Origin of the sequence: Acinetobacter sp. LF10, assembly GCF_048585715.1 — a bacterium.
In the GTDB taxonomy this organism is placed as follows: Bacteria; Pseudomonadota; Gammaproteobacteria; order Pseudomonadales; family Moraxellaceae; genus Acinetobacter.
Genome location: NZ_CP184160.1, coordinates 2,026,533 through 2,052,563, shown reverse-complemented (window position 1 = coordinate 2,052,563; position 26,031 = coordinate 2,026,533). Strand labels below are relative to the sequence as shown.

The 26,031-nt window shown below is 39.0% G+C and carries 23 protein-coding genes; 8 read left to right on the top strand and 15 right to left on the bottom strand.

Features of this window, described 5'->3' with window-relative positions:
• Positions 1-135 precede the first annotated feature (135 nt).
• Entirely contained in the window at positions 136-1,416 is a 1,281-nt protein-coding gene (locus ACN19N_RS09975; RefSeq protein WP_004661340.1) for an aspartate kinase, read from the bottom strand.
• 66 nt (positions 1,417-1,482) lie between these two features.
• Complete coding sequence (gene alaS, locus ACN19N_RS09970) at positions 1,483-4,173, bottom strand: alanine--tRNA ligase (protein WP_420001246.1); 2,691 nt, start codon at positions 4,171-4,173, stop codon at positions 1,483-1,485.
• A gap of 182 nt (positions 4,174-4,355) precedes the next feature.
• Here alaS and ACN19N_RS09965 point away from each other — a divergent pair, with 182 nt between their 5' ends.
• The 4 genes from ACN19N_RS09965 to ACN19N_RS09950 all read left to right on the top strand — a co-directional run bounded on the left by ACN19N_RS09965 (position 4,356) and on the right by ACN19N_RS09950 (position 8,728).
• A complete protein-coding gene (locus ACN19N_RS09965) occupies positions 4,356-5,381 on the top strand; it encodes a type I glyceraldehyde-3-phosphate dehydrogenase (protein ID WP_269230024.1) in 1,026 nt (341 codons plus the stop codon).
• A 39-nt stretch (positions 5,382-5,420) separates the two neighbouring features.
• A complete protein-coding gene (locus ACN19N_RS09960; RefSeq protein ID WP_293734888.1) occupies positions 5,421-5,741 on the top strand; it encodes a hypothetical protein in 321 nt (106 codons plus the stop codon).
• A 442-nt stretch (positions 5,742-6,183) separates the two neighbouring features.
• On the top strand, positions 6,184-7,350 hold the full coding sequence (locus ACN19N_RS09955) for an ATP phosphoribosyltransferase regulatory subunit (RefSeq protein ID WP_420001245.1): 1,167 nt from the start codon (positions 6,184-6,186) through the stop codon (positions 7,348-7,350).
• A gap of 58 nt (positions 7,351-7,408) precedes the next feature.
• Entirely contained in the window at positions 7,409-8,728 is a 1,320-nt protein-coding gene (locus tag ACN19N_RS09950) for an adenylosuccinate synthase (protein ID WP_004661353.1), read from the top strand.
• A gap of 372 nt (positions 8,729-9,100) precedes the next feature.
• Here the strand turns inward: ACN19N_RS09950 and ACN19N_RS09945 are convergent, their stop codons facing one another.
• The gene (locus tag ACN19N_RS09945) at positions 9,101-10,111 is read right to left on the bottom strand and encodes a helix-turn-helix transcriptional regulator (RefSeq protein WP_269230027.1); all 1,011 of its coding nucleotides are present in this window, start codon (positions 10,109-10,111) and stop codon (positions 9,101-9,103) included.
• 212 nt (positions 10,112-10,323) lie between these two features.
• Here ACN19N_RS09945 and ACN19N_RS09940 point away from each other — a divergent pair, with 212 nt between their 5' ends.
• The 4 genes from ACN19N_RS09940 (at position 10,324) to ACN19N_RS09925 (ending at position 14,090) form a co-directional block, all read left to right on the top strand.
• Entirely contained in the window at positions 10,324-11,874 is a 1,551-nt protein-coding gene (locus tag ACN19N_RS09940) for a circularly permuted type 2 ATP-grasp protein (protein WP_420001244.1), read from the top strand.
• An 85-nt stretch (positions 11,875-11,959) separates the two neighbouring features.
• A complete protein-coding gene (locus tag ACN19N_RS09935) occupies positions 11,960-12,562 on the top strand; it encodes an alpha-E domain-containing protein (RefSeq protein WP_293734886.1) in 603 nt (200 codons plus the stop codon).
• Complete coding sequence (locus tag ACN19N_RS09930) at positions 12,559-13,338, top strand: transglutaminase family protein (protein WP_293734885.1); 780 nt, start codon at positions 12,559-12,561, stop codon at positions 13,336-13,338. The genes ACN19N_RS09935 and ACN19N_RS09930 overlap by 4 nt, the downstream gene beginning before the upstream one ends.
• 17 nt (positions 13,339-13,355) lie before the next feature.
• Positions 13,356-14,090 carry a proteasome-type protease gene (locus ACN19N_RS09925; RefSeq protein ID WP_004661362.1) on the top strand — a complete coding sequence of 245 codons (735 nt, stop codon included), beginning with the start codon at positions 13,356-13,358 and terminating at the stop codon, positions 14,088-14,090.
• Between the two features lie 45 nt (positions 14,091-14,135).
• Here ACN19N_RS09925 and alr read toward each other — a convergent pair whose 3' ends face one another.
• The 12 genes from alr to cyoA form a co-directional block, all read right to left on the bottom strand.
• Complete coding sequence (gene alr, locus ACN19N_RS09920) at positions 14,136-15,206, bottom strand: alanine racemase (protein ID WP_420001243.1); 1,071 nt, start codon at positions 15,204-15,206, stop codon at positions 14,136-14,138.
• A 59-nt stretch (positions 15,207-15,265) separates the two neighbouring features.
• Positions 15,266-16,711, bottom strand: a complete 1,446-nt coding sequence (gene dnaB, locus ACN19N_RS09915; RefSeq protein WP_004661364.1) for a replicative DNA helicase — start codon at positions 16,709-16,711, stop codon at positions 15,266-15,268.
• 181 nt (positions 16,712-16,892) lie between these two features.
• A complete protein-coding gene (rplI, locus tag ACN19N_RS09910; protein ID WP_004661365.1) occupies positions 16,893-17,339 on the bottom strand; it encodes a 50S ribosomal protein L9 in 447 nt (148 codons plus the stop codon).
• A gap of 12 nt (positions 17,340-17,351) precedes the next feature.
• Positions 17,352-17,579 (bottom strand): 30S ribosomal protein S18, encoded by a 228-nt coding sequence (gene rpsR, locus ACN19N_RS09905; protein WP_000090661.1) that lies wholly within the window; start codon positions 17,577-17,579, stop codon positions 17,352-17,354.
• Between the two features lie 11 nt (positions 17,580-17,590).
• The gene (gene rpsF / locus ACN19N_RS09900) at positions 17,591-17,974 is read right to left on the bottom strand and encodes a 30S ribosomal protein S6 (RefSeq protein ID WP_167248327.1); all 384 of its coding nucleotides are present in this window, start codon (positions 17,972-17,974) and stop codon (positions 17,591-17,593) included.
• Between the two features lie 128 nt (positions 17,975-18,102).
• Entirely contained in the window at positions 18,103-18,840 is a 738-nt protein-coding gene (locus ACN19N_RS09895) for a DUF3142 domain-containing protein (RefSeq protein ID WP_420001242.1), read from the bottom strand.
• 6 nt (positions 18,841-18,846) lie between these two features.
• On the bottom strand, positions 18,847-20,958 hold the full coding sequence (locus tag ACN19N_RS09890) for a hypothetical protein (RefSeq protein ID WP_420001241.1): 2,112 nt from the start codon (positions 20,956-20,958) through the stop codon (positions 18,847-18,849).
• Positions 20,959-21,045: 87 nt separating this feature from the next.
• Positions 21,046-21,924, bottom strand: a complete 879-nt coding sequence (gene cyoE, locus ACN19N_RS09885; protein ID WP_420001240.1) for a heme o synthase — start codon at positions 21,922-21,924, stop codon at positions 21,046-21,048.
• A 10-nt stretch (positions 21,925-21,934) separates the two neighbouring features.
• Positions 21,935-22,264 (bottom strand): cytochrome o ubiquinol oxidase subunit IV, encoded by a 330-nt coding sequence (locus ACN19N_RS09880; RefSeq protein ID WP_004661369.1) that lies wholly within the window; start codon positions 22,262-22,264, stop codon positions 21,935-21,937.
• Positions 22,264-22,884 carry a cytochrome o ubiquinol oxidase subunit III gene (gene cyoC / locus ACN19N_RS09875; protein ID WP_018678116.1) on the bottom strand — a complete coding sequence of 207 codons (621 nt, stop codon included), beginning with the start codon at positions 22,882-22,884 and terminating at the stop codon, positions 22,264-22,266. The genes ACN19N_RS09880 and cyoC overlap by 1 nt, the downstream gene beginning before the upstream one ends.
• A 4-nt stretch (positions 22,885-22,888) precedes the next feature.
• Positions 22,889-24,880 carry a cytochrome o ubiquinol oxidase subunit I gene (gene cyoB, locus ACN19N_RS09870; RefSeq protein WP_269230035.1) on the bottom strand — a complete coding sequence of 664 codons (1,992 nt, stop codon included), beginning with the start codon at positions 24,878-24,880 and terminating at the stop codon, positions 22,889-22,891.
• 3 nt (positions 24,881-24,883) lie between these two features.
• Positions 24,884-25,936 (bottom strand): ubiquinol oxidase subunit II, encoded by a 1,053-nt coding sequence (gene cyoA / locus ACN19N_RS09865; protein WP_420001239.1) that lies wholly within the window; start codon positions 25,934-25,936, stop codon positions 24,884-24,886.
• Positions 25,937-26,031 lie beyond the last annotated feature (95 nt).

Here is a 26,031-nt window from a genome sequence, read left to right as displayed (position 1 = left end):
TTTTTTCGTAAGTTCTGCCAAGTTCTTCTGAAAAACCTCACAACTTAATATAACAGAGCCACTGTAATAAAAACTATAGTGGCTCTGTATTTTTTACTATTTACTTGAAAGTAAATATGCTTATTGTGCTATGAATTAAGCACGTGCGCTGCTTTCGCCATGTTCACGGTCTAAACCAAAAGCGGTATGTAGGCAACGTACAGCAAGCTCTAGGTAGTTTTCTTCAATGATGACAGAAATCTTAATTTCTGAAGTAGAAATCATGAGGATATTAATGCTTTCATCTGCAAGAGCTGTAAACATTTTGCTTGCTACACCAGCATGTGAGCGCATACCTACACCAACAATAGACACTTTTACGATGTCATCGCGAGTGACAACTTCACAGCCTTCTATGCTGCTTGCTGTTTGATCCAAGATTGCTTTAGCTTTAGCAAGATCATTGCGATTTACAGTAAAGGTAAAATCAGTAGTACCATCTTCTTCAACATTTTGGATAATCATATCCACTTCAATGTTAGCATCACTAATCGGTGATAAGATTTTAGAGGCAATACCCGGTTCATCTGGAACACCCAAAATCGTTAATTTTGCTTCGTCACGGTTAAATGCAATGCCTGCAATAATTGGTTGTTCCATGTCGTCTTCTGCCTCAGTCGTGATTAGTGTGCCTACGTTTTGTTTGAAATCTTCATCAAATGCGCCGTCATTGTCATTATCAAAGCTTGATAATACACGTAATGGAACCTGATATTTGCCTGCGAATTCAACCGAACGAATTTGTAAAACTTTTGAACCTAAAGATGCCATTTCAAGCATTTCTTCAAAAGAGATACGGTCAACTTTTTTCGCTTTAGGTGCTACACGAGGATCAGTGGTATAAACACCATCCACATCTGTATAAATTTGGCATTCATCTGCTTTTAAAGCGGCTGCAAGTGCTACACCAGAGGTATCTGAACCGCCACGACCTAATGTTGTAATATTTCCTTCAGCATCAAAGCCTTGGAAACCAGCGACAACAATCACACGACCAGCGTCTAAATCAGCTGTCATGACATCGGTATCAATAGATTCGATACGCGCTTTGGTAAACGCGCTGTCAGTTTTAATACCAACTTGACGTCCAGTGTATGATTTAGCTTCTACACCAATTGAATTCAGTGCCATAGCTAACATGGAAATCGTTACTTGTTCACCCGTAGACACCATTTGATCAAGTTCACGTGGGTTAGGGGTGCTAGTAATGGCTTTAGCAAGCGCAAGTAAGCGGTTGGTTTCACCACTCATTGCCGATACAACCACGACCACTTTGTGACCATGATCATGCCAACGCTTGACACGATGAGCAACATTTAAAATGCGCTCAGGAGTACCCATAGAGGTACCGCCATATTTTTGAACGATTAATGCCATAGTTGTTCCATATAAGCCATGACCCTGAGAGGCATCAGGGTCAGTTACACAAAAGTGAAGTTGTTATTATTGCTCAAGCCAAGCAGGCAATGCTGCAATCACTTGATCAAACTTCTCGTTAAGTGGCGCGCCACCTTGTGCTAAGTCAGGTTTACCACCACCTTTGCCACCAAGCTCTTGAGCTAAATGTTTGATGATGTCACCTGCTTTTAGAGTTGCAGCGTATTGTTTAGCGACGGATGCGATTAAACTCACTTTATCACCTTCAACACCAGCTAAAATAATGACTGCATCTTCCAATTTTGATTTTACGCTGTCATGTAGATTGCGTAATGATTTGGCATCTAAACCTTTTACTGATGTGATAAGCGTTTGACGACCCGCAATTTCTTTCACTTGATCTAATAAATCAGCTGCTTGGAAGCTGGCTAATTTTTGATTTAATTGTTCAATTTGCTTTTGTAGACTTGATGCTGTTTCAACAATCGCTTCAACTTTTTCTACAGTTTGGTCTTTTTGCGCTTTCAATAAACTGTTAATGATTTGGATATCTGTTTCTGCTTTTTGAACTGTTTCAAGTGCTTTCGTACCCGTCACGGCTTCAATACGGCGAACGCCCGCAGCGACACCACCTTCAGAAGTGATTTTGAACAGGCCAATATCACCTGTGCGCTTAACGTGAATACCGCCACACAGTTCGATCGAGAAGTTTTTGTCTTCAATCACTGAACCCATAGACAGTACGCGAACTTCTTCGCCATACTTTTCACCGAACAGCATCATCGCGCCTTTCGTTTTAGCTGATTCAATATCGAGCAGTTCAGTTGTTACAGGAGTGTTGGCAATCACTTCGGCATTGACTAAACGTTCAATCTGTTGCAATTGTTCAAATGAAACAGGTTGGTCATTGGCAAAGTCAAAACGTAAAATATCGCTTGCAACCAAAGAACCTTTTTGTTGTACATGCTCACCAAGAATTTGACGTAACGCAGCATGTAGAAGGTGAGTCGCAGAGTGATTGCGCGCTGTTGCAGCACGAATATCCGCTTTAACGGTTGCTTCAACGTTTTGAGTTGCTTTGAGGCTACCCATGGTCACGAGACCTTGGTGTACAAAAGCACCACCAGATTTTTTGGTATCTTGAACTTCGAAAATACCTGTATCATTTTTGAAGATACCTGTGTCACCAATTTGACCACCGCTTTCAGCATAGAAAGGAGTTTGGTTCAAAACGATAAGGGCTTCATCACCTTCATTGATCTCATCAACTTGAACCCCATCTTTATAGATCGCAACAATTTGACCTTGACCTTGAGTTGCATCATAACCATCAAATTGAGTTTCGCCTTCAACTTTAACAATGCTGTTATAGTCAACTGCGAATTTACCTGCATCACGCGCACGTTGGCGTTGTGCAGCCATTTCAACTTCAAAACCAGCTTCATCAATTGTCAGATCACGCTCACGTGCGATATCGGCAGTTAAGTCAGTCGGGAAACCGTAAGTATCATAAAGTTTGAATACAGTTTCGCCTGCAATCACATTGCCTTTCAGTTGAGCCAATTCACCTTCTAACAACTTCAAGCCTTGCTCAAGTGTTTTAGCAAATTGCTCTTCTTCTTTAAGCAATTGTGCTTCGATGCGTGCTTGTTGTGCAGCAAGCTCAGGGTAAGCTTCACCCATCACTTCAATTAAAGGTTGCAACATCTTGTAGAAGAAAGAACCTGTTGCACCTAACTTATTACCATGACGCACTGCACGGCGAATGATACGACGCAACACATAACCACGACCTTCATTTGAAGGATTAACACCGTCAGCAATCAAGAATGAGCATGAACGTGCATGATCTGCAATGACTTTCAATGATGCTGGATATTCAACTGGTTTATTTTGAGCTTTCGCTTCAGCTTCAATTGCAGTGGTATCTAAACCAATGATTTCAGCTGCTGCTTTTAATAAGTGCTGGAACAGGTCAATTTCGTAGTTTGAATTGACATGTTGCAGAACCGCAGAAATACGCTCCAAGCCCATACCTGTATCTACAGAAGGTGCTGGAAGAGGGTGCATGATACCATCCGCAGTACGGTTGAACTGCATGAATACATTGTTCCAAATTTCGATGAAACGGTCACCATCTTCCTCAGGTGAGCCAGGTAAGCCACCCCAGATATGATCGCCATGATCATAGAAGATTTCTGAACATGGACCACATGGACCTGTATCACCCATTGCCCAGAAGTTATCAGAAGCGTATAAACCGCCTTTATTGTCACCAATACGGATAATACGCTCAGCATCAATACCGATTTCTTTGTTCCAAATATCAAATGCTTCATCATCAGTGTGATAAACCGTGACATATAAACGATCTTTCGGTAAACCTAACCATTGTTCGCTGGTCAAAAATTCCCAAGCAAATTTCAGTGCATTTTGTTTGAAATAATCACCGAAAGAGAAGTTACCTAACATTTCAAAGAAAGTATGGTGACGTGCGGTATAACCTACGTTGTCGAGGTCATTGTGTTTACCGCCTGCACGCACACATTTTTGTGATGAAACAGCACGTACATAATCGCGCTTTTCTAAACCTAAGAAACAGTCTTTAAACTGGTTCATACCAGCATTGGTAAATAGCAAAGTTGGGTCGTTGGCAGGAACGAGAGAACTCGAAGCAACACGTGTATGCCCTTGCGATTCGAAGTAACGCAAAAATGCTTCACGGATTTCAGCGGATGTCATAAAACGAGTACTCACAACCAAGCGTCCATAATTTTAAAAAGTGCTAAATTATAACGGAAAATACCAGTCCAACCAACGATTTTACAAGCAATATCATATAAAACTGTGTTTAAGCTAAAAATCTATATTCAATAGCGCTGTTCATGTTTTACCATATAGCATAGAAAAGATGATGTTTTGATGAATAAGGGCTCTGCATGCAACGTATCGCTATTAATGGATTTGGTCGAATTGGTCGAAATGTATTACGTGCGTGGTTTGAGAGTCCAAAGCAATTTCAGTTTGATATCGTCGCAATCAACGACATTGCAGACGTACAAACTTTGGTACATTTGTTTAAATACGATACCACCCATGGACGTTTTGCAGGTCAAGTTGAAATTCAGATTGAAAATGAGCAGATATTTTTAAATATTCAGTCCAATCAACGACAGTTAAAATTACAAGTCTTTAAGCAAGCACAACCTGAATTGCTCTCTTGGGCAGATTTAAAAATAGATGTGGTATTGGAATGTACAGGTCTATTCCGTTCACGTGCTGATGCAACTCGCCATGTCGAAGCAGGGGCAAAGCGGGTCATTATTGGGGCTGCGCCTTTTGATTCGGTCGATGCTGCAATTGTCTATGGTGTCAATCACAATGATGTGAAAGCAACTGATCAAATTATTTCCAGTGTTTCATGTACCACACAGGCATTAGTACCATTAGTTAAAATTATTGATGATGCTTTTGGTATTGATACGGCATTAATGACAGAAATCCATGCGGTTACAGCAGATCAATCGGTATTAGATCACGCACACCGAGATTTACGTCGTGCGCGCGCTTCAGGACAAAATATTATTCCAACAACTTCGAGCGCATTAGGGGCATTAAAACAAGTGATGCCAAAAATGGAAGGCCGAATTGATGGTTATTCGATTCGTGTTCCAACCATTAATGTTGCAGCAATTGATTTAAGTTTTGTCTCGCATTCAGCCATTACGGTGCATAAAATTAATCAAGTATTGAGTAAAGCGGCACAACTTGATTATGCGCAGATTATGCAAGTGACAGATGAAGATTTGGTTTCAAGTGATTTTAATCATTCGCCCTATTCTTTAATCGTCGATTTAACTCAAACCATGGTGGTGGGTCATCAAGCCAAAGTGTTTGCGTGGTATGATAATGAATGGGGATATGCGAATCGTTTACTTGATTTGTGTGAATCTTTTTGTCGTTAAATAGATCATATATTAGAAATAAAATTTGAGGATAAAATTATGACATTGATGTTGATTTGGGGCTTCCTGATTGTTTTATTGGTGGCTGTTGTTTTTTTATTCTGGTTTCAGTTTAAGACGTCAACAGTAGTACCAAACCAAGATACACACGTTTTACAACTTGAGGGAAAAGTTGTACATCTAGAGTTGCATCTAAAAAAGAGTTTGGAAATTATGCAAGATTTAGCAAAGAAGATGCATGTACAACAAGAAGTTTTAGATAGAACTGTGGCAAATATCGCAGCATTGGAGAAACAAAATGCTGAGTTAGTGAATGTGTTGGAAATCGTGGTGAAGGGCGGTAATAATAAAGGTCTCTAATTTAGCAATACTCTTATGAAATTTTGAGTATAAAAAACCAAAATACAAAAGATTTAGTGGACTAAAACAATTGATTGTCATTCTATAGACAATATGTGATTTTTCCAAAAAATTATGTTCAGATTTATGAGCAAGTGTTCTTCTTTGCTTTATTTATACTGAGGTATATTGGAATTGGTCGTTCAAATATTGGCCGAATCTTATATAAAAACCTTAGGTTTGATATATTGATTGACTAATTTCAATCTATTGAATTAACTCGTTAATTGTAGTTTAAAGATTCAAGATAAAGAGAATTGAATCAATCACATTTCTTCAAATTCTCAGGTGCATCATATAAATCTTCGTGCTACACTACGCTGAATCGGGCATTCACCCGATTTTTTTATGTGGTTGCTTTTTGTGTGGATGCCTCCACATTGAACAGATTTTAGGTTTGAACATGACCATTTCAGAGACATGGTTGCTCCCTGATGGGGTAGCAGATGTATTGCCCGAACAAGCGCAAGTTGTTGAAGCTTTGCGTAGACAAGCATTAGATTTTCTTGCAGTTCGCGGTTATCAATTGGTATATACACCATTTATTGAATACATCGAATCGTTATCTTCACTTTCAGAATCAAATCAAGACTTAGATTTGGTTACATTTAAAGTTATTGATCAACTTTCAGGTCGTTTGCTTGGTGTCCGAGCGGATATGACACCGCAAGTTGCACGTATTGATGCGCATGTTCGACCAATTGAAGGTGTAGCTCGTTATTGCTATGCAGGTACAGTCCTTCATACAAAACCGCAAAACTTTAATGCAACACGCGCTCCACTCCAGTTGGGTGCGGAGCTATATGGTCATGACAGCATCGAAGCTGATGTCGAAATGATTGATGTTATGCTTGGTTTGTTGGAAAAAACAGATAGTTTACAAGGTGTTCACCTAGACTTAGGTCATGTTGGTTTATTCCGTAGTCTGGTTAAGCGCGCTGGTTTAAATAAAAATACTGAAAATCAGCTGTCTGATTTATATCAGCGTAAGGCTTTACCAGAATTAGAAGAATTTACTCAAGACTTGCCAATGGGTACTGATTTTTATGCTCTAGGTCGTTATGCGAGCGATCTAGAAGCTTTGCAAGCACATTTAAGTCCAGATGTTTTAAATGATGTTGATTTTAAAAATGCGTTTGATGCATTGAGAACAACTTTTGCAGAAATAAGATCTCGCTGGTCTAGTCTTGATATTGGTATAGATGTCATTGAACTGCGTAGTTACCACTATCATACGGGTTTGATGTATGCCATTTATGCGCCTAATCGCGCTGCGCCACTTGCTCAGGGTGGGCGTTATGATGGTATTGGTGAGCACTTTGGTCGTGCTCGTCCAGCAACAGGTTTTAGTTGTGATTTATATGCTTTAGGCGCTACACAATTTGCTGAAATTGAAACAGTTGTCGCTCCTAAAGGCAATCAACAAGATCTATTGAATGCAATTGCTGATGCACGTACTCAAGGTTTAAGTGTAGTGCAATTGTTAGGTAATGATGATTTAAGCTCTGTACCTTATGCGACGCATCAAATGGTGTTGCAAAATGGGCAATGGGTAATTGAAAAAATTTAATTGCTAAGTTTAAAAAGCTTAGCTTCCAATTTTAACAGCATGATGTAATGAGGCTATTATGGGCAAAAATGTTGTGGTACTGGGTACCCAATGGGGCGACGAGGGTAAAGGTAAGATCGTCGACCTGCTCACAGATCAGGCGGCTGCGGTCGTACGCTATCAAGGTGGACACAATGCAGGTCACACACTTGTCGTCGGTGGTAAGAAGACTGTATTACACCTCATTCCATCAGGTATTTTACGTGAAAACGTATTGTGCTTAATCGGGAATGGTGTTGTTCTTTCTCCTGAAGCATTAATCAAAGAAATGGCAATTCTGGAAGCGGAAGGCGTACCTGTTAAAGAGCGTTTACGTATTTCACCAAACTGTCCTTTAATTTTGCCAAACCATATTGCACTAGACCAAGCACGTGAGAAAAAACGTGGTAATGCCAAAATTGGTACAACAGGTCGTGGCATTGGTCCAGCTTATGAAGATAAAGTTGCACGTCGTGCTGTACGTGTAGCTGATTTAATTCGTGGTGGCGCATTACTTGAAGAAAAACTTAAGGAAATGCTAGAGCTGCATAACTTCCAACTTTCTCAATTCTACGGTGTTGATGAAGTGAAGTTTGAAGATGTACTTGAGCTTTGTAATCAATGGCGTGAAGTGCTTGCACCATTAGTGATTGACGTGACCAAAGTGTTACATGATTACCGTAAAGAAGGTAAGTCAATTATGTTTGAAGGTGCTCAAGGTTCGTTACTTGACATCGATCATGGTACTTATCCGTTTGTAACAAGTTCTAATACAACCGCTGGTGGCGTAAGTTCTGGTTCTGGTATGGGCCCATTACATTTAGATTATGTATTAGGTATTACTAAAGCATATACAACACGTGTTGGTGCTGGTCCATTCCCAACTGAGTTGCACTACGATGCTGCTACAGATACGGGTGATGCGATTGGTCGTCATTTAGGTACTGTGGGTCACGAATTTGGTGCATCTACTGGTCGTCAACGTCGTTGTGGCTGGTTCGATGCTGAAATCCTACGTCGTTCAGTTGAAGTAAACTCATTATCTGGCATTTGCTTGACTAAGCTTGATGTATTAGATGGTTTAGAAGAAATCAAAATCTGTGTAGGTTATGAAGATGTTGATTCAGGCTGTGCAGGTTCTTCTGATGCAATTTCATTTGAAAGCTTAAAACCAATCTATGAAACAATGCCAGGTTGGAGTGAATCAACTGTTGGTTTGACTCAAATTGATCAACTTCCTGCAAATGCATTGGCTTATGTGAAACGTCTTGAGCAGTTAATTGAATGCCCAATTGACATCGTTTCAACAGGTCCAGACCGTGCAGAAACAATCGTGTTACGTCATCCATTTTCAGCATAAGCTGATGTGAGGATTGAAAAGCTCCCGTATGGGAGCTTTTTTATTTTATAGATTTAGTTATTCAAACGGCCTAGCAAAAAATCAGCTTTTGATTTCAATCTTTATTATTTCACAGCTTAAAAAATCCTCGTTATATTAACGATACATTCAAACAAAGAGGGCTTTAATGATGACGAAAAAGAGAATCCGTTACAATGGATATGAATTAGCATGCCAATGTTAATTCAATCCAAGGTGATGAATGAGGTACAAACCAATTTTGATCGGGCGGGGAGCGAAATTGGTTTGAACATGTTTAATATAATAAGAACAAACCTTAAGCTTAAACATAAGACTGATAAAAGATTTAAGAGAACTGAAAGGTTCTCTTTTTTATTCAGTATTTTCCTCAACCTCTTTCACTGCATTATAAGCAGCAGTAGGTTCAATATTTAGTAGTTTTTTGCCAAAGCTTCTGAGCCACCAAACCAGTTGAGAAGTAAAAGGAACTGTTGCACTAACCTCAACAATATTTTCTTCTAACGGCGTAATCTTTTGGTCTTTACTTAACTGACTTTCATAAAAACTTTTTGCTGTATTTTCTGTCATCGTCAATTTGAGTTGAATCTGTTCAGTTGGTTTGTTGTAATCTACACGGAAACCAAGCGCACCAGATTCAATATAGTTATCAATATCAAAATTTACGGGATGTAAAGCACGGCTATCAAGTACAGTTGCTGCTTTAAAGCGGTGCAAGGCAAAAGTTTGTACTTCAGTTTTATCATTTCTGGTACAGATTAAATAAATTACTGCACCTTTTTGAACCAAAGCTAAAGGATTTAAAATATAGGACTTATCTTCGCCTGAATTGGTTCGTGCTTTATATACACATTCAATTTGTTTATCTTGTAGCAAGCCTTCATAAATTGCTTGTTGAGCTTGTTTATCAACCATCGGAGGGATTAATGGTTGCGAAGCAGGAACAATACGAACGCGATTGATCCATTGTCTGACATTGTTTTGTGTAGACAAACTACGTTTTGCCAGATCAAACCAAGGTGTCATTTCCTCAAGTAAACTTGGCGGAAGTAAGTGTCTTAAATGCTCTTCTACCATCATAAAAGTTACAGCTTGAGAGCTGGTCATATGTGGCAAGCTTTGGATTGGTGCATCTGAACGCCAACGCCAACCTTGCGGTACAGTCTTATTGCTTTCAATGGGAAAGCGTTGAGCAATCTGATTTAAATCCCGCTGAATGGTTCGCAGACTAATTTCGATTCCTTCACGTTGTAATGTTTCTTGTAATTCACGTGTCCCCATCCATTTCCCTGTAGAAAGACGAGACAATATCTGCCATTGGCGATAAAGGCTATTGGAAGTTTCTTTTTCTTGTACGGATGACATAAGCGTAATACGTAATTTAATGGTCTAAAGCAGACACAATAAAAAAACTAGCACTATTTAGCAAGCCCATGATCTTGAGATTACGTATTTACGACTGAAACAACTGTCGATTTATTGAATGATCTTAGGTCTGATGAAAAAATAATCGCTTTATTTAAATGGCATTGAAATTGCTTATTTAAGATATAAATAAATGATGAGACGAGGTTTCTATGTCAGAACAAGAACACAGCCTACATGTCAGTGCGGATTATTATACTCAAGAGCAAACGGCAGCGGTATCAGTCCATTCGTCTACATTTATCCCACAACTTAGTGTCAGTACAAACTTGTTTGAGCAGCTTAAATCTGAGTTTTTTAATGAGATGCTTGATGACAAAAGTTTTAATGCGGAAGCTTCGAAAAAAATTGAACAATGGTTGAGTATTCGTAGTCTCGATGAGTTACGAACACTTGGTAGTCAAGCGAAGCAACATTTCCTTTATCAGGGAATCACATTCAATGTTTACGGCGATCAAGAGGGTGCTGAGCGAACCATTCCTTATGATTTGATTCCAAGAGTGATTGAAAAGAAACAATGGGAAAAAATTTCATCAGGTTGCGCACAACGTGTGAAAGCACTCAATTCATTTTTAGATGATATTTATCATGGACAACATATTTTAAAAGAGGGGCTTATTCCTGCTGATCAAGTGATTGCGCATGAAGCATTTCAGCCACATATGTTAAATCATCATCTTAAAGGGAAGGTTTATTCACAAATTAGCGGTATTGATATTATTCGTGATGGTCAGGGTGATTTCTTCGTACTTGAAGATAACTTAAGAACACCGTCTGGCGTATCTTATATGATTGAGAGTCGTAAGATTAGTCAAAAACTAATGCCTGACTTATGTATCAGTAACAATTTGCAAGGTATAGAACAATATCCAACTTTATTAAGAGCAATTTTAGAAGAGAACGCTTATGTGGATAATCCACTTATTGTGGTATTAACACCGGGTCGTTTTAACAGTGCTTATTATGAGCATTCATTTTTAGCACGAGAAATGGATGTGCCATTAGTCACAAGTCGAGATTTATTTGTTGAAAATGATCGAGTGTTTGTTAAAACAATTCGTGGTCGTCAGCAAGTTGATGTGATCTATCGCCGTGTCGATGATGACTTTCTTGATCCGTTAACTTTTAGACCTGATAGTACATTAGGCGTCGCAGGCTTGATGTCGGCTTATTTGCAAAAAAATGTTGTGATTGCAAATGCACCGGGTACAGGTGTTGCTGACGATAAATCAATTTATCCTTATGTTGATAAAATGATTAAGTTTTATTTGGGTGAAACAGCAATTTTAAATAATGTTCCGACATATCAATGTCGTGACCAAGAACAATTGGATTATGTCCTTCATAATTTAGAAAAATTGGTCGTGAAAGAGGCTCAAGGTTCGGGTGGTTATGGCATGTTGATTGGGCCGCAAGCAGATCAGCAACAAATTGAACTATTTAGACAAAAAATTATTGAAACACCACACTTATATATTGCGCAACCCACTTTAGCGCTTTCGGTTGCACCAACATTAACGTCTGAAGGGGTTGCTGAGCGACATATTGATTTACGTCCATTCGTTTTGAGTTCTCCTTACCGTACTGAGATTGTGCCGGGTGGTCTGACTCGTGTGGCGATGCAAGCGGGTTCTTTAGTGGTTAATTCTTCTCAAGGCGGTGGTATCAAAGATACATGGGTTGTAGAAACATTACATTCTTGAACGTTTTCCTTAAGAGTTTTAGTCCAAAGTATCTGGCCTAATGCCGTACTTTGGGAAATTTGATCATATATAAGGGAGGACATTTATGGTTTTACTTAATTCAAGCGCTCATCATATTTATTGGTTAGGTCGTTATTTATTTAGAATTGGTCATGTTGCTAGCCATTTGCCATTTTGTGATGACGAACAAGCAGCAGATTTTGCTCAAGCGCTTTGTTTACATATTGATGATGCGGATAATCTGAATAATTTTATGCTAGATCATCAACAACCCTATTCTTTATTGAGCCAGCTTGAGATTGCTCGAGATAATATTCAAGAATTACGTGGTTTACTGACAGCTCATACTTATGCTGAGCTGAATCATATAATTAAAAATGCAGTGTCTGATGGTGAGGAGATTCAAGCCGTCGTAGGGAAGTGTTGTGCTCTCTTAAAAACAGAACAAAACGATGTTTTCTTATTCTTTCATGTTGGACAATGTATTGAAAAAATTGATACGCATTTCCGTTTTCAACATAATATTCAAGATGTTATAGCTTCGATTGATCCGATTATTGAACAGTTATTTGAACTAGGTTGGGATGACTTGCAGCCAAATTGGCAGATTCTAAAAGAGCAACCTTATTTAAATCAGTTTTATGCTTTCACCTATAAGCTAGAAAGTCAATTTGAGGCATTCTCATGAAACTCATGGTGAATCATCAAACGCACTATCGTTATACGCAAGTTGCTCGAAATAGTGTGCAATCGATTAAAATGATGCCGCAGAGTTCTATGCACCAAAGCATAGAAAACTGGCATATTAGTGTGCCTGGACAATATTCATGTCAAAGAGACGCATTTAATAATTTATGGATTACTGCAACTCAGCGACATGAATATCGTTATTTGACCATTATGGCGCAAGGTGTCGTTGATTTATATGCAACAGAACTCGGCTATGTAGAAACGGATGTTTCTCCAATGCTTTTTTTGCAGCGTACCATGATGACGTGTTGCGATCTAAGTATGCTTGATTTTGCTCAGGCAGTGGTCAAAGTAAAAGATCGTAAGCATTTAATACTTTTATCTGAGAAAATTTTACAACAAGTTCAGTACCAGCCTGAGACCACCTCAGTGACGACTTCTGCAATTGATGCATTTCATGCAAGACAGGGTGTATGTCAAGATCATGCACATATTTTAATTGCGATGTGTCGTGGATTACATTTACCAGCTCGTTATGTATCTGGCTATATCTATGATGAAAATCAACCGCACCTAGCCAGTCATGCATGGGCTGAGGTTTTTGTAGAAAATGAGTGGTATTGTTTCGATGTAAGTAACCAGATATTTACCCCCCAAAATCATATTTATGTCGCAGTTGGTCGTGATTATCTAGATGTTGCACCAATTCGAGGTATCCGTGAGCAAGGTGGGGTGGAAAGTATGATATCTACGGTTCAAGTTTTGGCTTGTTGAAGGTAAGAGAAGAAGAGATGACCTATTGTTGTGCATTAAGATTAGAGCAAGGTTTGGTATTGATTAGTGATACTCGAACTAATGCAGGGGTCGATCATATTTCTGTATTTCGTAAATTACATACTTTTGGTGTTGAAGGTGAGCGTTTTATTGCATTGCAAACAGCAGGTAATTTAGCAACAACTCAAGCTGTCATTGGTCATTTACAAAATGCTTTAGCATTGCATCAAGAGCCAAATTTATATAGCGCAAATACCATGTTTGAAGTTGCTGAATTAATTGGAAAGACTTTGCGTAAGGTGCTGGAGGATGTTACGACTGATACTCAGGAACAGATGAATTATTCCTGTAGTATTTTGGTCGGTGGACAGATACAAGGTGAGGAGATGCAACTTTATAATGTCTATCCTCAAGGCAATTTTATTTGTGCCACTACTGATACACCATATTTTCAGATTGGTGAAAGTAAATATGGAAAGCCAATTTTAGATCGTGCACTGCACTATACGATGCCATTGGATGATGCGTTACGTTGCAGTTTGATCTCTTTTGACTCAACATTAAGGTCTAATGTTTCTGTTGGATTACCTTTAGACGCGTTGGTTTATCATAAAGATAGTTTTAAAATCCCTGAAGGAAAACGCATCCGAGAAGATGATCCTTATTTTACTCAAATTAGTAAGCAATGGTCTGAAACCTTACGCCGTGGACTTCAAGAGTTGCCAAAACCTACGACTGATTATGGTTTGTAATCATCTAAGAAAAATCCAAGCAAAGGCTTGGATTTTTTATCTGTTTTAAATCACTTTTCGAATGGGTCTATTACTTAACCGACATAATAATTCGTAACCAATGGTGCCGTTTGCCGCAGCGACATCATCGACGAGTCGATGTTTGCCCCATAGTTCTACTGTAGTACCTAATTCAGCTTTAACCTGAGTAACGTCAATCGCAATCATGTCCATGCTGACACGACCAATAACAGGAACAAGTTGTTGATCAATCGCAACGAAATTTGGTTTTAAATAAGCACGTGGGTAACCATCACCATATCCAATGGAAACAATGGCAATATTTGATGGGCATGAAGCCGTAAAGCTAGAACCATATCCTACAAATTCACCTTGTTGAATTTGATTGAGCGCAATGATTTCTGCACTAAAGGTCATTACAGGCTTTAAATCAAGTTCATATATATTTTTGTCAGCAAATGGACTTGCGCCATAAAGCATGATACCTGGGCGAACGAAATCGAAATGCAATTCAGGATATTTATAGATCGCAGCAGAGTTACAACACGATGCTAAGATAGGGACACATGCTTCTTTGACATGGAGAAATTGCTGCTTTTGTTGTTCATTTAAAGGGTGATCTGCATCTGCATTGGCAAAATGCATGGTGAGGACACAGCTAAAGCCTTCCGATTTTAAACGTTGGATGACATCGATAATTTCAGTCACTTTAAAGCCTAAACGGTTCATTCCGCTATTTAGCTTGACCCAAACTTTTAAGCCCAAAGCATTATAAGCTTGCTTATGCTGAATCAACCATTCAACTTGCTGACTTTTATGAATCAGGCATTCGAGTTTGTGCTCAATTACTTGTTGCATTTCATCTTCTGAAAATACACCCTCAATCAAGGTGATTGGCTGAGTATATCCGAGTTGCCTGATCTCTAAAGCTTCTTCTAAACAGGCAACACCAAAGGCATCTGTTGCATCCAAGGCGGCTAAACAGTCTTTAACTCCATGTCCATAGGCATTGGCTTTGACCATGCTGACAATTTTTGAATGTGGAGCAAGTTGTTTAACACGATTTAAATTATATTGTAGTGCATCACTATCAATATAAACTGTTGCTTGGCGCACCCTGATTTCTCCTTTGGGTCGACATGGAAAGTATTTAAGGCAGATCAATAACTGAGGGACTATTCCTCGTCATCGTATTGAGCATAGAACTCAGGTGAAAGGTTACTAAAGCGAGTGTATTGACCTTCAAAGGCAAGACGCACTGAACCAATTGGACCATTACGTTGTTTACCGATAATAATTTCGGCTGTACCAGCTTCTTTAGACTCTTTGTTATAGACTTCATCACGATAGATAAACATGATCAAGTCGGCATCTTGCTCGATTGCGCCTGATTCACGTAAATCTGACATTACAGGCCGTTTATTTGGTCTGTTCTCCAAACTACGGTTCAACTGAGACAGTGCAATGACAGGGCATTGCATTTCTTTGGCCAATGCTTTTAAGCTTCGAGAAATTTCGGAAATCTCACCCACACGGTTATCGCCCATGCCCGGCACTTTCATCAACTGTAAGTAGTCGACCATGATACAGCCGATTTTTCCATCATGCATTTTGGCAATACGTCGCGCACGCGCACGAAGTTCGGTTGGCGGCAGAGCAGAGGAATCATCGATATAGAGGTGCATTTCTTGTAATTGAAGAATAGTTCCTGTGACTTTGGTCCATTCGTCTGCATCAAGATTACCTGAACGTAGATGCCCCTGATGGACTTTACCCATTGCTGAGATCAAACGCATAGCAATCGAATCTGCTGGCATCTCCATTGAGAATACGAGAGCAGGTAAGCGGTTGTATTGCAGTACACTTTCAACTAAGTTCATGGCAAAGGTAGTTTTACCCATCGAAGGACGGGCTGCAACAATAATCAAATCCCCAGCTTGCATACCTGAGGTTTTATTATCTAACTCTAAGAAACCTGTGGTTAAACCTGTAATATTGCCATCTAATTTGGAAAGTTCATCGAGTTTAGAAATCACATCAGCAGTGACAGAGCTAATCGATTTTGGCCCTGAATCTTTCTTGTTGTTGTTATGCTGTTCGGCCAAAGAAAAAATACTGGTTTCCGCTAAATCTAGGATTTCACTGACAGGGCGACCTTTGGTGTCATAAGCATTTTGCAAAATATCACTACTGACTTTAATCATTGCGCGTAGTGTTGAAAATTCTTTAATTTTATTGGCGTAGATTTCAAGATTGTAAAAGCTTGAAGGTGAATCAGCCATCAATTGCATTAAATATTCTTCACCACCAATTGCATCAAGCAGGTTTTGTTTGAGTAACCAATCATTGACCAATACAGCATCATAAGGCGAGTTTTCTTGTGCTAGTTTTTCGATGGCACGATAAATATATTTATGACGTGTCGCATAAAAATCATTTTCTTTAAGCAAATCGCTGACTTGTTCAAATGATTCGGCAACTGTCATTAATGCCGCGAGCACAGCTTGTTCAATTGCGAGATTGTGCGGTGGTGTACGAAATTCTTTTAATTGACCTGAGTCACTCACTTTACTCTCTGTGTTTGGAGAATTTTTCGTAAAATTGGCATTCGCCTGTGACATAACAAGACCTAATAAAAAGATGAAACTGTAACGACTGACTATCTTAATCCAAATGGATGCAGACAGGAGAATTTAATTGGAAGAAAATTGTTTAATTGGTGGAAAAGTAGAGTGTACTAAAATATAAAATTTTAGACATAAAAAAAGAGCATGTAAAAACATGCTCTTTTCTTTGCAGAAATTACTCAGATACGATAGTAACGAGAACTTCAGCAACAACATCATGATGCAATTGGATTGCGATGTTGAATTCACCAGTGTGACGAAGCGCACCGTTTGGTAAACGAACTTCTGCACGGTCAACAACAAGACCAGCATTAGTTAAAGCATCAGCGATGTCACGAGTACCGATAGAACCGAAAAGTTTACCTTCGTCACCAGCTTTCGCAGTGATTACAATGTTAACTTCGTTCAATTGTTCAGCACGTGCATTCGCAGCAGCTAATACTTCGGCTTCTTGTCTTTCAAGTTCAGCACGACGTGCTTCAAAAGCAGAAGTATTTGCTTCAGTAGCAGCAACTGCTTTACCTTGAGGAATCAAGAAGTTACGACCGTAACCAGCTTTAACTGATACTTTGTCGCCTAATTTACCAAGATTCTTAATGCGTTGTAATAAGATAACGTCCACAGCTCACCTCACTTACTTATGGTTGTCAGTGTACGGAATCAAAGACAAATAGCGAGCTTGTTTAATAGCTAACGCTAATTGACGTTGATAACGAGCTTTAGTACCTGTAATACGGCTAGGAACAATCTTGCCGTTTTCAGTGATGTACTGTTTTAAAGTGTCGATATCTTTGTAGTCGATGTACGCAACATTCTCAGCTGTAAAGCGGCAGAACTTGCGACGACGGTAAAAACGTGCCATTGAGGTTCTCCTTATTCAGCTTCTTGAATTGCTTGTTGTGCTTCTTCACGTTGAGCTTTACGCGCACGTTTTTCTTCAGCACTCTTAGCAAGTAAAGATTCTTCAGTAATTGCGTTTTCACGACGGATAATGATGTTACGAATGATTGCATCGTTATAACGGAACAATTCTTCTAATTCATCAAGAGTCGTTTGACCACATTCAACATTCATAAGAATGTAGTGTGCTTTGTGAATCTTGTTGATTGGGTAAGCCAATTGGCGACGGCCCCAATCTTCTAAACGGTGAATTTGACCTTCAGCTTCTTTGATCTGAGAGATATAGCGTTCAACCATACCTACAACTTGATCGCTTTGGTCTGGGTGTACCAGTAGTACGATTTCGTAGTGACGCATTGTCAGCTCCTTACGGTTTAAGCAGCCCCTAACTAAAAAGTTAGAAGCAAGGAGTCATAACTAAAAAGTTATGTCGCAAATTGCGAAGCTGGGATTTTAGACACATTTCATTTAAATCGCAAGTAAATTCATGTTTTAGATCGAAGTAAAAAGATGACATAGCCTTTAAAATGAGGGTCATTAAGATTGTTTGAGTTATTTTGACGTAACCCATTTTGTACAAAACCGATTTTGTAAGGCAGTTGCATTGCAGAGATACGTTTTAAATATTGTGGGTAATTGGGAATGGTGGTTGTACCTTGATAGGTTTGGATCACCAGTTCACTGATATTATTTTTCAAAATAGTTAAAGTTTTCTGATCCTTAAAATTTGTCCAGTCAAGTAATCCTGTAATGCTAAGTTGATAGGAGGGAGGGAGTCTTTTTCTGAAACTTTCTAGAAAAAGGGCATATTCTTTTAAATCATGGGTTTGACTGTCGAAATCAATTTGAATTCCCTGAACTTGATTCCCTTGATTTCTCCAATGTTCTAAACGTTTGAAAACAGTTTGATAGTTTTGTTCGTTCCAAACCAGATGATGTGTTCGAAAAACTAACCAAATTTTCTGACGTGGTAATTTGAGGATAGAAACACCTTGTGGGATCAATATAGAACTATGCTTTTGTTTTGAATATCGAATTTCTCCTTGCAAAATATACAGTTCTTTTGCCTTACTTAAGTAAGGCGCAGATTGAATGTTTCCCCAAATCCAAAATGAATCGAAATGATTGGCATCAATTGTTGAGGTTGCGGATTGTGCAGGTTGGCAAGCAAATAAGTTAAAAATAAAAAAAGTGAAAATGATTACTTTCAGCCACTTCAACATCGTCAATTACCAATAATATTTCAGTGATTTTGCCCAATTGGTATTTGGATAATCTGTTTTGATTTGATCAAACCATTGTTTGCGGACAGATTTGTTTACTTCATTACCACCACAATCATTAATACCACTTGGCGCATAACATTGTATTGCGCGATAAAGGGCGTAAGCTTGTAAATCACTTTTGCTTGATGATTTGATGAGATCTTGATAAATCTGACCACGAGCAAAAATTTTGCCTGAAAAATTTGATGTTTGTTTTTCATTATAAGAAAGTTGCTGCAACGAATATCCTTGTTCACTACGGAAATATTCTCCTAAGCAAACATTTAATAATTGATCTTTAGGTGTTTGAGCCAATTGATTAACTAAAGTCTCTAAATTTGAGCATTTTAGTTGCGGTGTAATATTCGCTCCATTCCAAATGAAATTAGAAAAATCTGGTTTGTTTTTTAATTGTTCATTATCACTGTTATAACCTTTGTATTGCATGGAATTTTTGGGCATAAAAGCATAGCTTTGTTTAAACAATTCGAATTGTTGGTGTACTAAGCTTTTACTCAGAAGGGTGTAGATCGCAGCTTGTTTTTGATCTATGTTACTTTGATCAGATTGAATTAATTTTTGCAAACTGTTTGTATCTGCGATTTGGGTAATAAAATTTCTCTGTAGGTTCGGCTGAGTAATTTGAGCTTTTTTTCCTATAAATGCTGAATAGTCCTGTTTTATTGCCAAATGATTGGATAATGCTGTTTCAAATAAACCACGTTGATAGCTGTCTTTGGCCTGTGCAAGTTGCTGACGCCAATATTCTTCAGCATTTTGAGGTTGTCCAATTTTTTCTAAAATTTGTCCTCTCAAAAAAGTTTGGCTTAACTGCAAATAACTACTATTTTTAGCATTTGCTTTAGCTAAGTAATTTTGAGCTTCTTGAGCTTTATTTTGAACAAAAAATAAGTGAACAGCTTGTAAATATTGAAATAGTTCAGGTTGGGTTTTGAAAAAATCTTTTTGTGCATTCAGTTGTGCCCAAGAAATCGGACGATAATTCTCTGAACTCGATTCACGCATATGCATCAAATCATATACTGCCAAAAAGAAAGGGTCTTTTAGATTGTTAACATTAAAAGCTGAGCTATCGAACACTCGGCGATCAATTTCGGCGGGAAGTTCACTCATTTCCAAATTATAAAATTTTGATGTTGGGTTTTTGAGTTGCCAGACAATTTCATTAACCAATAAATCTTGGCGTTTTGAAAGCCAAAAACCACGACGCATAAAACCACGCGCACTCGCGATATATTGTCCATTTGGATAGGTTTTGAGGTAAGTGGTGATATTATCCAAAAATTGTTTGAGTAAATTTTGGTTAATATTGTCTAAATAAACATCACCATATTTGTCTACACCAGTTGCATAGGCTGAATTGAGTGATGTCCGAATTAACATATATTGTGATGTTTCTTTTAACCACGTATCTTCAATGGTGGTTAAGACGGTATAAATTTTAGTCGCTGCTGAATAATTGCTATTATAAAACAGAATACTCGCATTTAAATAAGAAGCATATTGACGTGTTGTGATTGACCAATTGGGATTAATCGCAATCAATTCAATTTTGTCACCACACTGATTCATTTTCTTGCGTTCAGAAATCAAAATTTGCTTTTCTAGATTTGGAATTACTTTATTATTTTGCACTTGTGTATTAAAAGCTTGATTACCTGAATCAAAGCTCGTGCAACGTTCGTCAAAAACGGTGTCATTTCTTTCTAATAGTTTTCTTTGATTTGGCATTTTATTCTGAGTCAGAGATGACAGATTCGCTGCATCAAAAGGTACCGTTCCATATACCGCATCCCATAAATTGGCATCAGCTGTCATTGGCTTAATTGTTGCAAGCCCTAAGTCGCTGAGTAGTAACGTCATATTTGTTTGACTATCATTTGCTGGATATAACACAGGAAGATTGCTGCAACCATTTAAATTTTTGTCATTTATGGCAAGGTTTGGCTCGCAAAATTGCTCTACACCAGCATAGGTGATTGGGCTATAGTAAATTGCCAGTGAAAGCGAAGAATAGACAATTGATTTGAATATAAATTTGTTTTGTAGTTTCATTTAGGCAATAAAGGGTGAAATGTTTTTATTGCACGAAATGATAACAAGTGAAGCGGGGAATAAAAAGACAGAGATGTCTCTATCTTTTTAAAAAATAGGGAGGAAGGGTGCAGGGCTTTTAAATGTAAAGCTAAAGCTCAAACTAATCACAGTAATTAAGATTACTGAAAAAAGGAAAAAGCGTTTTGCCCAAAGCTGATCATCTTCAGCTTTAAATCCTAAAATACCAATGTAAAACCAGTAAATACAAAGTGCATTACAGATGACCAAGAAAATAAGATTGGTGTATCCATATACATATAAAGCATTCATCGCAACGGTAAATAAAACCACATAGATCAGCGATTCGATTTTAGTTCTATAAATAGAACGTGCAACAGGTAAAATAGGCACACCTGCGTTTTTGTAATCTTCAAAACGATAAATCGCAATTGCCCATGAATGCGGCATTTGCCATAAGGCATATGCAATAAAAATGAGAAGAGCAGCCATATCGAAATGATGACTTACAGCCGTATAACCAATAACAGGTGGACTCGCTCCAGAAATACTACCAATCACGGTTTGATGGATCGTGGTACGTTTCGTCCACAAACTATAAAAACCGACATAGACAACAAAACCAATGACTGCGAATAAAAATGCATAGGCATTCACATAGAACCAAAGCATACTAAAACCAATCGCACCTAATACAAATGCATAGCACATCGCAATCGTAGGGGAGATCGTTTTCTTAACAAGAGCACGGTTCATGGTGCGTTGCATTTTTTGATCGATGTCTTGATCAATTACATTATTCACTACACAACCAGAAGCAACAACAAAAGTTGTTCCAATTAATGTAAGTAGTAATAAGAGGATGTCTATAGAGCCTTGAGCGGCTAAAAAGAAGCCGCCCAAGGTGGTAATAAAATTACCGAAGAGAATTCCTGGTTTAGTCAGGAATAAGTACTTTTTCCACATAACAATCAGTTTAGATCATCATGTTGTAGTGTAGGTAATTCATAATCCACACAGAGCCGACTAGAAGTACAGCGATACATAAAATTGTGTAGATAAATGCAATAAGGTTCCAACGTTGTTCAGATGATGTATTCATGTGTAAGAAATACACAAGTTGTACAATTACCTGAGCAACAGCAGCGATTGCAATAACAGTAACTAAGATGCCACGGCTAAATCCGCCCGCCATCACCATCCCGAATGGGATGATGGTGAGGATAACAGATAGGATAAACCCAACAGTGTATTGCTTAAAGTTACCGTGCGACGCACCTGCAGCATTATGGTCATGACCACTCATTAGAGAACTCCCAGTAAGTAAACGACGCTGAATACACAGATCCAAACGATGTCAAGGAAGTGCCAGAACAAGCTTAAGCAAGCAAGACGACGTGTATTCGCTAATGTCAAACCATTCTTTTTGATTTGATACATCAATACCAACATCCACACTAAACCAGAGGTTACGTGAATACCGTGTGTACCAACCAAAGTAAAGAATGATGATAAGAATGCACTATGCGTTGGACCATGACCTTCATGTACAAGGTGATGGAACTCATTGATTTCCATACCGATGAAGGTTGCACCGAAAAGGAATGTGATAAATAACCAAGTAATCACTTGATTCACATTCTTTTTATAAGATGCAAGCACTGCAAAGCCAAACGTTACAGAAGAGATCAAAAGGGCAAAGGTTTCACCTAATACATAACCCAATGATTCACTGAATAAGTCTTTTGCACTTGGAGTACCTGGTGGAATATGACTGCTTAATACAGCGAACGCAATGAAGAGTGATCCGAAAAGAATCAAGTCACTCATCAAATAAGTCCAGAAACCAAAGACCGTTAAGTCTGTATCATCATGTTCGTGATGACCGTCATGACCATGGTTGTCGTGATGAAGTACTTCAGCCATTTCCTTAGTCCTTCTTCAAGTGTTTTTCAAGTAAAGCATAGCGTTCGTTTTCAATACGCTCAACTTCAGCAGCAGGAACATAATAATCAACATTCTTCGTGAATGAGCTTACGATCAAGCTAACAACTGCAGCAACGAATGAAACAACGACTAGCCACCAAATATGCCAAATGAGTGCAAAGCCCAATACAGTAATGAACATTGCAATGACAAAACCAGCAGCACGATCAGTCGGCATGTGGATGTCTTCATATTTAGTATCACGTGCGTATGCTACACCATTTTCTTTGTCAGTCCAGAAACGGTCAATACCGCTAGCATCTGGTACATGTGCAAAGTTATAGAATGGAGCAGGAGATGACGTTGCCCATTCAATGGTACGGCTATCCCATGGATCACCTGTGTAATCCATGTTGTCTTTACGTTGTAAGAAACCAACGATGATTTGCATTAAGAAACATGCAATACCGATTGCAACAAGAACAGCACCAAACAATGCGATTGCTAAGTATGGGTCCCATTCTGGGTTGTCATATGTATTCAAACGACGAGTCATACCCATGAAACCAAGGATATAAAGCGGCATGAATGCAAAATAGAAACCGAAGAACCAGAACCAGAACGCAGCTTTACCCCATGCTTCGTTGAGCTTCCAACCAAACATTTTCGGCCAATAGAAGATGATGCCGGCAAACATACCAAACACCACACCACCGATAATTACGTTATGGAAGTGAGCGATCAAGAAGAGTGAGTTGTGTACGAGGAAGTCCGCAGGTGGAACCGCCATTAATACACCAGTTAAACCACCGATACCAAATGTGATTAGGAAGCCAAGCGTCCATAACATTGGAGTAGTAAAGGTGATGCGACCTTTATACATTGTGAATAACCAAGAGAAGATTTTCACACCTGTAGGAATCGCAATAACCATGGTCATGATACCGAAGAACGCGTTAACGTTCGCACCAGCACCCATGGTGAAGAAGTGGTGAAGCCATACAACGAACGCAAGTACAGTAATCGCAATCGTTGCATACACCATAGACTTGTAACCGAACAACGCTTTACGAGAGAAGGTTGCAACGATTTCTGAGTATAGACCAAATGCTGGTAATACTAAGATATATACTTCAGGGTGACCCCATGTCCAAATCAAGTTCACATAAAGCATTGGACTACCGCCAAGCTCATTGGTGAAGAAGTGGAAGCCGAAGTAACGGTCTAGCGTCAACATTGCAAGCGTACCTGTTAATACAGGGAATGATGCAATGATTAATACAGCCGTACAAAGTGAAGTCCACGTAAAGATTGGCATATCCATCAATTTCATGCCAGGCGCACGCATTTTAATGATGGTAACAAAGAAGTTAACACCAGATAAAAGTGTACCAAGACCAGAAACCTGAAGAGCCCAGATGTAGTAGTCAACACCAACACCAGGAGAATATTGAATGCCAGATAGAGGAGGGTAAGCCATCCAACCAGTCGCAGCAAATTCACCCAATACTAATGAAACCATCATCAAACCAGCAGCACCAGCGAATAACCAGAAGCTTAAAGAGTTTAATAATGGGAAAGCAACGTCACGTGCACCAATCTGTAAAGGTACAGAGATGTTCATCATACCAACAACAAGACCCATTGCTACGAAGAAGATCATGATTACGCCGTGTGCCGTAAAGATCTGATCGTAATGGTCAGGATGTAGGTAACCTTCACCGCCGCCTTTCGCGAGGAAAAGTTGTAAACGCATCATGATCGCATCGGCGAAACCACGCAAAAGCATGACCACAGATACGATGATATACATGATACCGATTTTCTTATGGTCTACTGATGTAAACCATTCATTCCATAAGTATCCCCATTTTTTGAAATAGGTAATACCGCCAAGAACTGCAATTCCACCAAGTGCCATAAGGACCATGGTGACAAGTACAATTGGCTCTGTTGGGATAGAGTCCCAACCCAGTTTACCAAAAATCATATCCATGTCTTATTCCCCTTGAGCAGCGTGTTCAGCTGCAGCATGAGTTTCTGCTGTTGCATGTCCAGCAGAGTGGTCAGCACCGTGATAGTTACTCATATAGCGGTTGATGATTGTTTCAAACAACTTAGGCTCAACAGAAGAGTAATAAGTCACAGGGTGTGGCTTAGTCGGGAACGGTTTCATTGCTTCAGCTTTAGCAACTGCTTCTTCATCACCAGCAGCTTTAGCACGATTCACTAAATGCTCGATCTGATGCTTAGAACGATCACCATCTTTAAGCGTTGCTAACTCAGCTTGGTCAAGTGTACCTTTTTGAATTGCTTCAGCATTGATACTTGTACCATTACCAGCTTTAATAGCTTCTACCCATTTTGCAAATTCAGCTTCAGTTACGCTGTGTGCTTTAAAGCGCATTTGAGAGAAACCGTAACCTGAATAGTTTGCTGAGAAACCACGGAAAACGCCTGGTTCATCTGCTAACAAGTGAAGGTGAGTTTGCATACCCGCCATTGCATAGATCTGACCACCTAACTGTGGGATGAAGAACGAGTTCATCGTAAAGTTAGACGTAATCTTAAAGCTTACAGGCGTTTTTTCTGGGAAGCGTACTTCGTTTACCGTTGCAATATTTTGCTCAGGATAGATAAAAATCCATTTAAACTGTTCAGCGACAGCTTGAATAGTTAATGGTGCTTTATCTGATTCTAACGGACGGTAAGGGTCGTACTTGTGGGAACCCCACCAAGTTAACCAAGCTAAAATACCAATAATAATGACAGGAACACCCCAAACAACGATCTCAATTGTCGTAGAGTGTGCCCAAGTAGGTTTATAGTCTGCATCTTTATTCGATGCGCGATATTGCCAACCAAACCATAATGCCATTACGATTGATGGAATTACCACCAATAGCATTAGATAGATCGCAGTCATCATCAGGCTACTTTGACCTTGACCAACTGGACCTTTATTGTTTAGAAGTACCATATCACCACCACACCCAGTTAAGAGTGCAGCCATCGTTGATAAAGACAATACAGCTAAAATCGTTTGTCTCATTTTACAACCTCGGTGAAGAGTCCCATTCCCTAATTAAATTATGGGATAGCGATTAAAGTGTCGCATGATTGATAAGAATTTTTTGTGAAATGCTT